Here is a 13,445-nt window from a genome sequence, read left to right as displayed (position 1 = left end):
ACGAGCTGACGGTGGGGAGTGATATGAAGCTCGTATACGTCGGCCAGCCGTACGATAGACTTTTTCCGCCTGTTCAAAACTCAATCGGTCTGATCGTCTACAATACGGCGCTGCGGCTCGGCGAAGGCCTGCAGATTACGCTCTATGGCAAGCATTATCGAGACGACACGGTGCCCGCGGACCTGCCGTTCGCGGTGCGGCGGGCTGCGGCGCGGCGTGACCGCGCGCTGCAGCGGATCATCCACCAGTTTCCGCGCCTGGCGCGCTGGCTGCGGCTGGAAGGGAAGGCCGATGACCACTCGCAATATCGTAACAAGGTTCGTCGCTACCTCGCTGTCGATCAACCAGATATCGTCCATTTGATGAATTATTGGGCATGGTGCCGGGAACTGAAGGCAGCCAGCTCATCTCATCGGCTCGTGCTTGAGATGCAGTGTGAGTGGCTGTCACAGCGTGACCGCGATCAGGTGGCCCGTCAGCTCAAGGTGGTGGATGCGGTGGTCGCCGTCAGCGACCACATCGCAAGGACCTTTCGTTCTGCATTCCCGGACTATCCTGGCGTCGTTGCCACTGTCGGTAATGGCGTGGACGTTTCTTACTTTCGGCCGAGCGAGCAGCGGGCTTCCGCATCCACCAGAACCCGACGTGTCATCCTGTTCGTTGGGCGGGTGTCGCCAGAGAAGGGGCTTCACACACTGATCGAGGCCTTCAGTGAGGTTGCGGCCAGGTTCGCGGACGTGGAACTTCGGATCGCAGGGCCGCATTCTCCGCTTCCGGTGGACTTCCTGACCAGCCTCTCGTCGGATCCGCGGGTAACCGCGTTGAGCCGTTTCTACGATCGCTGGGGCAATTGCAAATATCGGGAACATTTAGAGGAACTCATCGAGCGCCACGAGTTACGTGATCGAGTTCACTTCGTGGGCAACGTGCCCCACAAGGACCTCGTAGCGACGTACCATCAGGCCGACATTGTTGTGAATCCGTCCCTCAGCGAGAGCTTCGGAATATCGGTCGTGGAGGGCATGGCCTGCGGGATACCGGTGGTGGGAACGCGCGTGGGCGGGATGTGTGAATCCATTCTAGCTGGCAGCACCGGGATGCTGGTCGAAGTCGATGCTCCTGGCGATCTCGCCCAGGCATTGATCACGATGCTGGAGGATACGGTCCGGGCAAGCGAAATGGGAAGCGAAGGGCGCAAGCGTGCCGTCGAGCTGTATTCGTGGGAGGCGCGCGCAGAACGGCTCAAGTCCGTCTATCAGAAACTGCGCCCAGGCACGCGGGTCCATGTTTCCACAAAGATCGTGAGCCATTGAGCTTTAGCGGTGGGCGGCGATCGCCAAGTGCCTCGCAGCTTGTAGGCCGATGTGATGCGCATGCGGCGACCCTCAGTGTAGCGCTCAACCCGGTGAGCGTATCGGTCTACGGCCAACCCATGTCGGATTGGAATGGGCCCGTCAGGCCCGCCGTTCTCTTCCCGAACGGCCGTCAGGTGCACCCAGCCCAAAGGGCGGAGTGAAGGAGGCCGAGTGAACCTGGCTGTAACGCTCCGCAATCTGTTCTCCAAATCGCAACGCATTGCTGGTGGCGAGGCGGGTGGCCTCAGGATCGTAACGCGAGCGGCGACCCAGATTTTGCGCGGGGCGCCTACGAGCCGCCGGTCCAGCAGCCACTTGCATCGAACCTGAACGCAGGTGACGTATGTCTACGACATCGATTGCGCCGCGCCGCGTGGGGGCGGCAGGACGCGTCTACGCATTTGAACCGGTGCCGCAAAGCGCTGCCGCGATTGAGCAGAGCGCTCGGCCTAACAGTTCGACACCATCTGTGTGTTCGCCGAAGCGGTCGGTCCTAAGTGCGCACCGCCCACAGGTGATCTATGAACTCGACGACGCCAGGCGCGAGGGCTTCAGCGCAAGGCCCGGGCGATCGCGTCGTTTATGGCATCAATGGACTGTGGTAACCATTCTGCCCGCCTCCTACGCCAATGGGAACTGGCACGTCGAGCATGTGCTGGCGGTCCGGCGAGCGAAACCGCGTCTATCCGACGGGCGGAGCCGTCGGCTTCGACCGAGGTCGTCTTCAAACATGGGCACCGGCCGCCCAACGACAGCCGAACTATGCAGTGCGGAGGATCGCCAGCCGCATATGGATCGCGCGTTTCTCAACAAGATGCCAGCTGAGAAAGCCCGCGCAGACTGCTATAGGCAAGGTCAAGATCGTCAGCTGCGTAGGCGTGATTGCCGGAACATACATGATCAGTAGCTTCTGAATCGGCCATGCGTAGAGATACACGCCGTACGATATATCATTCCTTCGGTTAATCGAATTTAAGACGCTGTTCTCGTTTAGAAACGCCAAATACAGGACCAGATAACCTCCAAACACGCCCACTGCGAGGGGCGCTAGCCGTTCCGAGCACATCCCGCCTATGAGAAGGATACAGCACAAAAGCGCTACCCGATTGCTCCTCCTCACATTCTCCTTGAGCAGCTGAAACAACGCCCCAATGGAAAATATCATGGTAAAACGTACGGCATCGTCCACGTTACCGATGGGCTCAAAGTTTCCAAGGTCGTAGCGAAAGTAGACACCTTGCGAAATGGAACTAACGAGGATTATGGCCAGTGACACTGACATGATCGAAAAGACAAGCGTGGCGCGACCGAGACAGAATACCACAATTGCCACAAGCACATAACAGCGAAACTCGTATGCAATAGTCCATAGTGATCCATTAACATCTGGTGCATGGGACCCGGCAAACGCCGATCCTACCTGCGCCGGGTTCAGCAAGAGCGCCATTTTGGAAAGCTTAGCCGCCCACTGGCTCGGAGATAGTTCATCAAAGTCACCACCTCCCAGCCAAAATACCAGACTAATGCTGATAAAGTATGCCACAACAAAACCCGGAACTATACGAAGTACACGTCTGGACATAAAGGCGTAGATGCTGCTTCGCATCGCGCTGTCGAGCACGAGGAAGCCACTAATGAAGAAGAAGCCGTAAACAGCTACCTGGCCGGAGGTCAACGTACCGAAGATGTTCTTCAGCACCTCACGATTCGAGTTCCCATCTATAAGTTCCGGCGAGTGGGATATAATAACAAGCGACGCAAAGAATAGCCGGAAGAAGCTTAGAGCGTTGGGCCTTCGTAAGTCGAAATCACTCATTTGATAGCCTTCGAGAAGTGACCTCTTGCGTCGGGCATTGCGATCTCAGCAAGGAGACCCGTTAGGGCAGAGCGCGTCAAAGTGAGCTTAGAGGCCGCCGATGGGCATTGTAAGTTCGTCCTTTGAGAGCCGAATTCATCCTTTCGAAGGTACGTGCCTCACGACCGAGTGGATTGATTCCAACGTTTGGAACCCGCGGTTTCGGGCGGCGATGATGTCATCGGGATTGGCTTCCAGATGAATGGTCGCGGGTTCTCGGCATTGTATTCGCGGATGAAGCGGTTGATGGCGGCCTGAAGATCGACAACGGAATGGAAGACGCCGTGCTTGAGCCTGCGCCGGGTGAGTTTGGCGAAGAAGCCCTCGACGGCGTTGAGCCAGGAGCAGGATGTTGGGGTGAAATGGAAGGTCCAGCGTGGGTGGCGGTCGAGCCAGGCGCGGACCTTGTCTTTTTTGTGCGCGGCGTAATTGTCGAGGATCACATGGATTGCCTTGTCCGCCGGCACCTCGCGCTCGATGCGGTTGAGGAAGCGGATGAACTCCTGATGGCGGTGGCGCTGCATGTTCTGCGCGATGACCGTGCCGTCCAGCCCTGCGCTTGAGCGGAAAAGCGGGAATGTCACTTTGCAGGAAAACGGTTGAAGCTGATTAGAGCTTGACCAACTCCGAAATATCATACTGTTTGGATCCATGGATCCAAAATCGATTTTTAGCGAGCTGCAAGACGAGATTGAGTCAGGTGAATTGGCACCAGGTTCGGTTCTCAAGCAGGAATCGATCGCCGAGCGTTTCGGAGTGAGCCGCCAGCCAGTCAGACAGGCCCTGGACCGTTTGCTCGGAAGTGGCTTGGTCGTGCGGCGACCCGATCGAAGCCTGGCAGTCGCGATCCTCTCAGAACGGGAGGCGACCGAACTTTGCGAACTTCGGGCCATTTTGGAGGTCGCTGCCTTGGAGCAGTCGTTGCCGGAGCTTCAGCCTTCCGCCTTGCGTAAGGCTGAGAGGCTCAACGACGAGCTGTTCGCGGAGTACGATCCGTCGCGGATTCTGGAGCTCGACCAACAATTTCACCTCGCCCTGTACAGCGGTTGCACGAATACTCGATTACTTGAGACCGTCGGAGACCTTCGACGAGAATCCCGGCGGTCAACCCTTCACCAAGGGCGTGGCGCCCAGGAGCGAATTGATTTCTTCGAGGAACACGCGGCGATCGTTGCCGCTTGTGCGAGGCGCGATTTCGACGCTGCGGCGCAGCATCTTCGCTGCCATCTGACCCAGACGGCTGCAAGACTTCTTTCCGTTCCGACAAAGGATCAATCATGAAAATGACCGTCGAAGTGCACTGGGAGCGAGAAGGAGCGGTATTCACCGACAAGCGCTACAGCCGCGCGCACATCTGGCGCTTCGACGGAGGCCAAGTGGTGCCGGCATCCGCTTCGCCACATATCGTTCCGCTTCCTTATTCAGTGGAAGCCAACGTCGACCCGGAGGAGGCTTACATCGCGGCAATTTCCAGCTGCCACATGTTGACCTTTCTCTCGATCGCGGCGCCCCAGGGGATCGTCGTGGAGAGCTATACCGACAAGGCGGTCGGGATGATGGAGAAGGTGGACGGACGATTGGTAGTCAGCCGCGTTGACCTCAATCCGACCATTGTCTACGCCGGGGAAACGCCAACCGCCGCAACAGAAGCGGAACTTCACCTCTCGGCGCATGAACAGTGCTTCATTGCCAATTCCGTGAAGACGGAAATCCAGGTCGTCACTTGACAGGCATTCGGCGGCATGGCGACCTGCTCAAAAGCCACTAGTTGGGCGTTCGCTGCTTAAGCACATTTGCTATCCTTAGTTTCGCTTCCCCGGTGTCTGCGAGTTGTGTCCGCATTGGGTCAGCATTGCTGCCGTTCACAATGCGGACAATGAAGGTCACCGATGGGTCATGGGCGTGAGTTCGACTGAGCGGAAGCGAACTTCCGCTTTGGGTCGGCGGACTATCGTCGTGAGTTGACCCGAAGCGGCCCTTCCTGACCGAATTTCCTTCCCGGAAGCCGACGTTCACCAGAACCACCAGTCTTGACCCCAAACCGGCCCTTGCTGGGCCGATTTGGCGGCTCGTAAGCGGACGTTGCCCGGAACAGCGACTTTGCACCGTTCCTGCCGTTCCAATTGAAATCAGCTACGGCGCTAGGTGACCCGGCTCCAGTCATTCCCAAAGCCGTCGGCTTCTTCAAGCCGCCGATCAGCGGCATGGAAGTGGCATGTTACTCAGCCCGCTTGGGCGCGGTGAACGTCCATAGGGGGCGATGCTGACGTCGCGACTTTGCCAAGCTGGAAGACCTCCGTCGCCTCGCCGCGGCCGCGCAGCCGGTGCTTGCCCGCCGGGATCCTTTCGAACCTTTCGTCGAGCCGCGACGCGGTCTCGCCGGAAATGGCGATTGCGGCGGTGGCGCCCGGTTCGAGCTGCTTGCCGAGGTCCTGCAGCCGCTGGCTGACGTTCACGGTGTCGCCGACGATCGTATAGTTGACACGATCGGATGCGCCGATATTGCCGACGATGACGGAGCCCGTGTGGATGCCGATACGGACATGAAGCGGAGGCCGGCCTTCGCCAGCCGCTTCCAGATTGTCCTTGTCCAGCTCCTCGCGGATCGCCGCGGCTGCGCGGACGGCCGCGGCGGCATGGCCCTTCAGACGATCCGGCGCGCCGAAGAACGCCAGCATGCCGTCGCCCAGGAACTTGTCGACCGTGCCGCCATGTGCATCGACCGCGCCGCACAGGATCGCGAAGTGGTGGTTCAGCAGCCTGGCCGCGGCGGCGGCGTCCATCTGCTCCGACAGCGTGGTGAAGCCGGCGATGTCGGTGAACATGACGGTGACGACCGCTTCGCGCGGTTCGGCGATGCCGCTCTCTCCGGTGCGCACCAGCTTGGCCACCAGCGAGCGCGGAACATAGGTCGAGAATGCACGCAGACCGATCAGCATGGCATTGAACGCCGAAGCCTGGTTGTCCAACTCCAGCACACTGCTGCGCGGCAGGGGGGTCACGCCGTCGAGATCGAAATCGGCGACGCGCGTGGCCTGGCCGGCAATCGCCTGGATCGGGCGCGACAGGCGCTTGCCGAGAAGAATCGCGACAATGACCGCCACCGCCATCGCGCCAAGTCCAAGCATGGCCGATCCCATGACGCGCTCGATTTCGTCACCGATCTGACTGGTCTTGAAATACGCGCCGAGCGTCCAGGGCCGGTCGCCATAGCCGGTGATCTCACGGGTAATAGCGACGTAAGTGTTCTCTCCGTCCCATGACGTCGAACCGTCCTTGTCGTCAACCTGGATTTCGTCAACCTGGATTTCGTCAACCCGGATTTCGGCAACCTCGATATCGCGGGTACGCTGCGTGCTGAACTCCGGTTCCGGTTTGCGCGCCTCATATCCGGCGAGAACCGGATCGCCGAAATTGGCGAGCGGCGTCAGCGGCAGGATGCCGTCCTTCAGCGCATCCGGGGAAGCCAGCCGCTGGTCCGCCAGGATGGATCCGTCGCCATCCAGAATGAAGGCATGCGTGCCGAAGCGCGACGACAGTTCCTGCGTGATTTTGGACAAGTTCTGCAGTTCCACCGCGGCGATCACCCAGGCCTTCGTGGCGCCATCGCGTGACAGCGGCGCCGAGACGTTGGCGAACAAGCCATATTCGTTGGCCACGAAGGCGCCCCACCGGCGTCCGTCGACCTGCTGGCGCTCTTCAAGAACAGCGCGCACTTGCGGCGATTTCTCGGTCTCGGCGGGGAGTTTCCGGATCGTTCCGGCAGGATATTTGGCGTCGTTGTCCCCGGTCACCGCCGCCCCCCTGCAAATCAGGTCGGGTGTGCAGATCAACATTGCGTTCACCCCCGGCGCTGCCGCCAGCGCACTGGCAAGTGCCGCCGACATCGCCTCGTCGTCGATCTGGAACTCGCCCTGCTTGTAGAGCTGCGCGACGCCGTCCACGGCGCTCTCGGCGCGCCCCATCTCGGCGCGCAGCGAATCCTCCATCGCATCGATCAGGAGCGTCGACTGGGCGCCGAGCAGGTCGAAAGTGTTGCGAAGGTTGGCGCCGACCGACAATGCGAGCACGCCGCCGACCGACAGGAACACGAGGCTGCCGAAACTCATCGCCATGATGACTGCAATGGGGATGCGACGCCGCTTCTTTTCGGGGCGGACCAGACGCACTGGTTGTGCGGACGTGCTCATGCAGCCAATGTCATAATGCGCCACCGCATTGCAAGCCCGGTGACGGCTTTAAGGAGAGGACGCGCCGAAGCATTCGCACCAATGTGGTTCCAGCGCCGATGATTCCGATCCTCATAGGGGTGTTCCTTTCGTAAATATGGAAGAGCGCCCGCCTCAGTCGCGGACGCGGGCGCCTCGAAGATGCGCCCCTTTCTCGCGCAGTGTCGAGAGTGTCAACGCTTACGGATCGGTCGGCTGCAACCGCTTTGTACTCCACCCAGTGACCGTAGGCCTCGATGTCAGTCTTGAATTCCGGGGCATCAAACGCGTGATGAGCGCCCTTGTAGACCTGAAGCTGCACGGAGCTTCCCCTGCCGCTGCGCTGCTTCATCATCTCTCGGCATTTTTTGGCGGGGCTCCAATCGTCAAAGCTCGCCGATCAGGATCAAGGTCGGGACTGTCGCCACTCGCTACCGAACATATCGGATAGTAGGCAATCGCTGCCTTGAATTTGCGCCCCATAAGCCGCTCGACTGCACCAAGCCGCTCCACACCCAGCTAACCCCATCAAGTGCCCATGAGCACGTAGAGAACGCAGGCACCCGAAAGCGTCGATAACGCTCACAACCGAGCCGCCGCCCTTGACCCATTAGAGAACTCTATCGGTCGACAGCGGCCGAAGGGCAAAGGTCGGGTTTGGAGAAGACCCGGGAATGGCTACTTCTGGCGCATCCATGACCTCCAGCGTGGTCGCGGGCTATGTCTGCTTTCAGGAAGCGGCAAAGGTGATCTCTCCGGCAGAGATAGAGGCATTGCCGCCCGCCAGTCTTGGTTCACGAGTGCGGACCGTCCGCAATCAGCGCGGAACTGTCAGAAAGCGGAAGTAGCGACAGCAGCAGATCGCTCACCTGTCCCAACAAACGACGCGCGGTAAGACGGGCAGCACGCCAAACGTGCTGTCAGGGCTGGGCGGAACGCCGCAGAGCGGCGTCCCGTGGCTTCGTTCACAAGTCTAGTTCTTGACCACGTCTTCCAGAAAGAACCGGCCCAGCGGATTCTGGTAGAAGTTCTCGATGTTATTACGCGAGACGTTGATGAACGGGCTGTAGTACAGATCGATCCAGTTGACGTCCTCTTTGGCCATCTTCTGCAGATCGGTGTACATTTGCTCGCGCTTGGCTGGATCCATCTCGATGCGCGCCGCCGCGACCAGCTCCTTGACCTTCTCGTTGTTGTAGCGGGTCATGTAATTCATGTTCGCGTCGTGGCCGAGAACGAAGGTGGTCTTCTGGTCTGGGTCGAGGATGTCGTTGGTCCAGTAATTGACACAGATGTCATAGTCGCCGGCCACCAGCATGTCCCATTCCTGGCTCGGGTCGACCTTCTGGATGTTGACGGTGACTCCGGCTTTGGCGAGCTGCTGCTGCAGCAGCACAGCCGTCTGCTCGACGATCTCGTCGCCGGCCCGCACGACGTAGTTGAGCGTCAGGTCCGAGGCCCCGGCGTCGGCCAGCATCTGCTTGGCCTTTTCCGGATCGTAGGGCCGCTTCAGATTGTCGGCGTAGTAATAGAGTGCGCCCTTCGGGACGTAGGAGTTTGCGACCTCGCCGTAGCCGAACGTCACCGTGTCGACCACAGCCTGCTCGTCGATAGCCATGTCGAGGGCCTGCCGCACCTCCTTCTTCGCCAGCGCGCCATGCTCGTGGTTAATCAGCAGGTGATCCTCGCGGGTCGACGGGTCGAGATGGACGGTGAGGTTGGAATCCTTCTGCAGTTCGGCGACGCGTGAGAACGGCACAAAGATCGCGGTGTCGAGCTGACCGGCCTGCACGTTCAGCATGCGGGTGTTATCGTCCGGCACGGAGATCCACTCGACTCCGTCGAGGCTGATACGACCGGCCTCCCAGAAATGCGGGTTTTTCGCCAGGATGACACGGTCGCCGCGCCTCCATTCCGTGATGGTGAAGGCGCCAGAGCCGATGGGTGTTTCGGCATATTTCTCCGGACCGAGCGTCTCGAAGCCCTTCTTGGAAAGAACCGAGGCGATCGGGAAGGCCAGCGTCGCCAGGAACGGCGCGGTCGCCTGCTTGAGTTTGATCGTGACGGTCTTTGGATCGGTTGCCTCGACCGTATCCATCACCTTGAAAGGATCCGCCCACAGCGAGCCCTCGTCATCCCTGATGCGGGTGAGGCTGAACACCACGTCGTCGGCCGTCAGGTCGGAGCCGTCCGAGAACTTCGCGTCGCGCAGCTTGAGCGTATAGGTGAGGCCGTCCGGGCTGACCTCCCAACTCTCGGCGAGACCGGGCTCCAGCTTGGTGCCCGTCTTGTCGACGCGGATCAGCACGTCATAGACGTTGGCGAACACCCACAGGTCGATGTTCTGGGCGGTCTTGATCGGATCGAAGGTGGTCGAGTCTTCGCGCCGGCCAATCGTGAGTACGCCGGCGGCTTCTGCGAGCGTCGCCCCCAGGGACAGGCTGGTCATAACGGTGACCAAGCCGATGCGCATCCATTTGCTTCTTAACATCGGTATTCCCCTTTTGGTTTGCCTTTGGTTTCAGTTTGCGACCCCGTCGGCCTGCGGGGTCGCCGTCTTCGAGGGAGCAAGCAGCGGCTTGTCCGGATCGATATGCGGAACGGCGGCAATCAGCGCGGCGGTGTAGGCATGCTTCGGCCGGGAGAACACTTCCTCCGACCGACCTTCCTCGACGATCACGCCGCGGTGCATCACCACAACACGCTGGCAGAGATTGCGAACGATTGCGAGATCGTGAGCGATAAATATCAGCGTGAGCGACATACGTTCCACCAGTTCGCGGAACAACTCCACGATCTGCGCCTGGATGGTGACGTCGAGGGCGGCCACGCACTCGTCCGCAATGATAAGTTTCGGGTCGACGGCGAGCGCGCGAGCTATCCCGGCTCGCTGGCATTGGCCGCCGCTCATCGAGCGCGGCTTGCGGTCGAGGAACGCGCGCCCCAAGCCGACCAGGTCGAGCAGTTCGCCGCAGCGTGCCGGAATTTGCGCGGTCTCGATCTTGCCCTGTACCCGCAGGACCTCGGCCAGCATCTTGCCAACGGTAAGATGAGGATTGAGGGCGTTGTAAGGGTCCTGGAAAACCATGGCGGTTTGACGTCGCAGCATGCCGAGGACTGCGCGACCTGACGCGATGTCCGTACCATCGAACCGTATCGTGCCTGACGAGACCGGCGTAAGTCCAAGGACGGCGCGCGCCAGAGTGCTCTTGCCGCTTCCGGATTCGCCGACAATGCCGACCGTTTCGCCCGACATGACACGGAGTGTGACCCCATTGACGGCATCAACCGCGCCTCGCCGGAACAGGCCGCCCGTGGCGAAGCGCACGTGCAGCTTCTCGATGTCGACCACCGGCACCGCTCCGGGTGCCCGGAGCTTCTCAGCCTTTGCCGGCATGTCCTCCTCCGGCAGCGAGGGATGACTGGCGATCAGCGAACGGGTGTAGGCATGCGCCGGCGCCGCAAGCAGACCGCGCTTCTCTCCAATCTCCACCAGTCGACCTTGCCACATCACCGCGATGCGGTCGCAGACTTGGGCGACGATGCCGAGATCGTGGGTGACCAGGATCACCGAGAGTCCGCGCCTGGCGCGGATGTCCATCAGAAGCCGCAGGATCTGCGCCTGTATCGTCACGTCGAGTGCCGTCGTCGGCTCGTCGGCGATCAGGATCCTGGGATTGCTCGATAGCGCCGCGCCGATCATGGCGCGCTGGCGCATGCCGCCGGAGAATTCGTGCGGGTAGCTATCGTATTGCCGATCCGGATCCGGAAACCCGACCTGGGCGAGGATATCCACCGCCGCGGCGCGCGCCGCCTTGGCGTCCAGCCGCTGGTGAAAGCGGATGCCCTCGGTGATCTGGTCGCCGATCCTCATGACCGGGTCGAGATGGCTGCTCGGATTCTGAAAGATCATGCCGATTTCACCGCCGCGCACCGCGAGCATCTCGGCTTCCGGCGCGGTCGTCAGCTCACGCCCGGAAAGTGTGATCGAGCCACCGCTGATCCTGAGCCGGCTCGATGGCAGCAGCCTAACAAGTGAGCGGCAGAGCAGGCTCTTGCCCGACCCGCTCTCGCCGACCAGCCCGAGCACTTCTCCCGGGGCGAGATCGAGCGACACGGCATCAAGCAGGGTACGCTCCCCGCCGTCACCGTCATGGACGACCGTCAGGTCCGTGACCTTGAGCAGCGCCGCGATCACTCGTGAACCCCGAACAAATCGGCCAGCCCGTCGCCGATCATGCTGAAGGCGAAGGCGAGCGTCACGATCGCAAGCCCCGGGAACAGTGTAATCCACCAGGCGGTGGTGACGAAGGCTTGGCCTTCCGCCACCATCACGCCCCACTCAGCGACTGGCGGCTGCACGCCCAGCCCGAGATAGCTAATGGCCGCGCCACTCAGCAGGACGAGGACCGCGTCGGACATCGCGAAGACGACCGAGCCGGCAGCGGCATTGGGCAGGAGGTGACGGAACATGATGCGCATGCGGCTGAAGCCGAGGCTGACCGCCGCAACCGCGTAGTCGTGGTTCTTGAGCACGAGCATCTGGGCGCGGATGAGCCGCGCGTAGGAAACCCAGCCGACGAGGGCCATGGCGATGTAAAAACTGGCCAGGCCAGGCCCGAGGATCGCAATGATCGACAGCATCAATACCAGGAACGGGAAGGCCAAGATGACGTCGACCAGCCGCATGAAGATGGCGTCGACTATCCCGCCGAAGAACCCGGCTACCGTGCCCACCGTGGTGCCGATGAGAAAGGGGAAGATAACGCCGATGACGGCGATCTTGAGGTCGATGCGCGTGCCCCAAATGACGCGCGAGAGGATGTCGCGGCCGAAATTATCGGTCCCGAACGGGTGCGGCCAGGACGGCCCCTGGAGCCGTGCTGTCGCATCCTGGGCGATCGGATCGTAGGGCGCGATCAGCGGCGCGCCGAGCGCGAGGACGACGAACGCCCCAAGCAGGAAGACGCCGGCCGCCAGCGTACCGCGGCGGCGAAAGCGGCCCTGCCTGCCGAGCGCGGGCGCGGCCAAGGGGTCGCTCACAGCTTCACCCTCGGATCGAGAGCCACCGTGACGATGTCAGCCAGGAAGTTGATCAGCACGGTGGCGCAGGCGAAGACCATCGCCACGCCCTGCACGACCATGTAGTCGCGCGAGAAGATGGCGCGCACCAGCAGCTGGCCCATGCCGGGCAGCGCGAAGACGGTCTCCACCACGACGGTGCCGCCTAGCAGCCAACCTATGTTTACGGCGAGAAGGTTGACGGTCGGCACCAACGAATTTGGCAGCACGTGGCGCCAGAACACGATGCTCTCCGGCATGCCGCGCGCGCGCGCGGCAGTCGCCACGTCGGACTTCAAGCCTTCGACCATCGCCGCACGCAAGCTGCGCGCCAGAACGGTCGACAGCGACAGCGAGACAGTGAGGCTCGGCAGCACGAGATGTGCAAGCTTTTCAGAAAGCGTGTTGCCGTAACCGGACACCGGGAGAATGGCGAGTTCGACGCTGAACAGGATGATCAGCATCAGGCCGAGCCAGAAGGGCGGGAAGCCGATGCCGAAGGTGGAAACGATGCGGATAACTTGGTCGGCCAGCCTGCCCTGATTGCGCGCCGCGATCGCCGCCACCGGCACGGCGATCAATACCGACAGCACAACGCTGCAAAGCACCAGCGTCAGAGTGGGCTCGATGCGCGTGGCGATTAGCTTCAGCACATCGATCTTGTAGAGGATCGAGCGCCCCATCTCGCCGTCCGCGAGGTTGCGCAGGAAGTAGAAATACTGGACGAGCATGGGCTCATCGAGGCCGTACTGCGCGCGGATGCGGGCGATCGCTTCGGGGGTGGCGCGGGCGCCGAGCAGAACGCGAGCGGGGTCGCCGGGGATCAGCCGGACAAGGATGAACGTGATCACGCTGATGCCGAACAGCACCGGCAGGAACTGAAGCGGACGGTATAGAACGAACTTATAGCGGTGCATGGCCCTGAGGTGTTTCCCCGTCCGCTCCCTTTCCCCTGCATTCGGCCTG

The 13,445-nt window shown here is 61.2% G+C and carries 9 protein-coding genes and 1 pseudogene; 3 read left to right on the top strand and 7 right to left on the bottom strand.

What is annotated here, in order from left to right; all coding sequences use genetic code 11:
* Positions 1–23 precede the first annotated feature (23 nt).
* Positions 24–1,313 carry a glycosyltransferase family 4 protein gene (locus AC0L3N_RS05840; protein ID WP_473546292.1) on the top strand — a complete coding sequence of 430 codons (1,290 nt, stop codon included), beginning with the start codon at positions 24–26 and terminating at the stop codon, positions 1,311–1,313.
* Positions 1,314–2,115: 802 nt separating this feature from the next.
* Here AC0L3N_RS05840 and AC0L3N_RS05835 read toward each other — a convergent pair.
* Together AC0L3N_RS05835 and AC0L3N_RS05830 are read right to left on the bottom strand one after the other, a co-directional pair.
* On the bottom strand, positions 2,116–3,171 hold the full coding sequence (locus tag AC0L3N_RS05835; RefSeq protein ID WP_473546291.1) for an acyltransferase family protein: 1,056 nt from the start codon (positions 3,169–3,171) through the stop codon (positions 2,116–2,118).
* Between the two features lie 135 nt (positions 3,172–3,306).
* Positions 3,307–3,764, bottom strand: a pseudogene (locus AC0L3N_RS05830) (IS630 family transposase); the annotation flags it as partial.
* A gap of 97 nt (positions 3,765–3,861) precedes the next feature.
* On the opposite strand from AC0L3N_RS05830, the gene AC0L3N_RS05825 reads away from it, so the two are divergent.
* Both AC0L3N_RS05825 and AC0L3N_RS05820 read left to right on the top strand, forming a co-directional pair.
* Positions 3,862–4,491: a GntR family transcriptional regulator gene (locus tag AC0L3N_RS05825; RefSeq protein WP_473546289.1), complete on the top strand. Its 630-nt coding sequence runs from the start codon at positions 3,862–3,864 to the stop codon at positions 4,489–4,491.
* Complete coding sequence (locus AC0L3N_RS05820; protein ID WP_473546287.1) at positions 4,488–4,937, top strand: OsmC family protein; 450 nt, start codon at positions 4,488–4,490, stop codon at positions 4,935–4,937. The genes AC0L3N_RS05825 and AC0L3N_RS05820 overlap by 4 nt, the downstream gene beginning before the upstream one ends.
* 495 nt (positions 4,938–5,432) lie before the next feature.
* On the opposite strand, the gene AC0L3N_RS05815 is transcribed toward AC0L3N_RS05820, so the two are convergent.
* From AC0L3N_RS05815 to AC0L3N_RS05795, 5 genes are all read right to left on the bottom strand, one after another.
* Entirely contained in the window at positions 5,433–7,400 is a 1,968-nt protein-coding gene (locus AC0L3N_RS05815) for an adenylate/guanylate cyclase domain-containing protein (protein WP_473546285.1), read from the bottom strand.
* Positions 7,401–8,391: 991 nt separating this feature from the next.
* Positions 8,392–9,891, bottom strand: coding sequence for an ABC transporter substrate-binding protein (locus AC0L3N_RS05810; protein ID WP_473546283.1), 1,500 nt, complete (start codon positions 9,889–9,891; stop codon positions 8,392–8,394).
* Positions 9,892–9,939: 48 nt separating this feature from the next.
* Positions 9,940–11,616: a dipeptide ABC transporter ATP-binding protein gene (locus tag AC0L3N_RS05805; RefSeq protein WP_473546281.1), complete on the bottom strand. Its 1,677-nt coding sequence runs from the start codon at positions 11,614–11,616 to the stop codon at positions 9,940–9,942.
* The gene (locus tag AC0L3N_RS05800) at positions 11,613–12,461 is read right to left on the bottom strand and encodes an ABC transporter permease (RefSeq protein WP_473546279.1); all 849 of its coding nucleotides are present in this window, start codon (positions 12,459–12,461) and stop codon (positions 11,613–11,615) included. Before AC0L3N_RS05800 ends, AC0L3N_RS05805 begins: the two co-directional genes overlap by 4 nt.
* Positions 12,458–13,396 carry an ABC transporter permease gene (locus AC0L3N_RS05795; protein ID WP_473546277.1) on the bottom strand — a complete coding sequence of 313 codons (939 nt, stop codon included), beginning with the start codon at positions 13,394–13,396 and terminating at the stop codon, positions 12,458–12,460. The genes AC0L3N_RS05800 and AC0L3N_RS05795 overlap by 4 nt, the downstream gene beginning before the upstream one ends.
* Between the last annotated feature and the right edge of the window lie 49 nt (positions 13,397–13,445).

Source organism: Mesorhizobium sp. WSM4807, from assembly GCF_055811615.1.
Note: the sequence above shows the minus strand (reverse complement) of the source record. Positions and strands in the feature narration are given on the sequence as shown.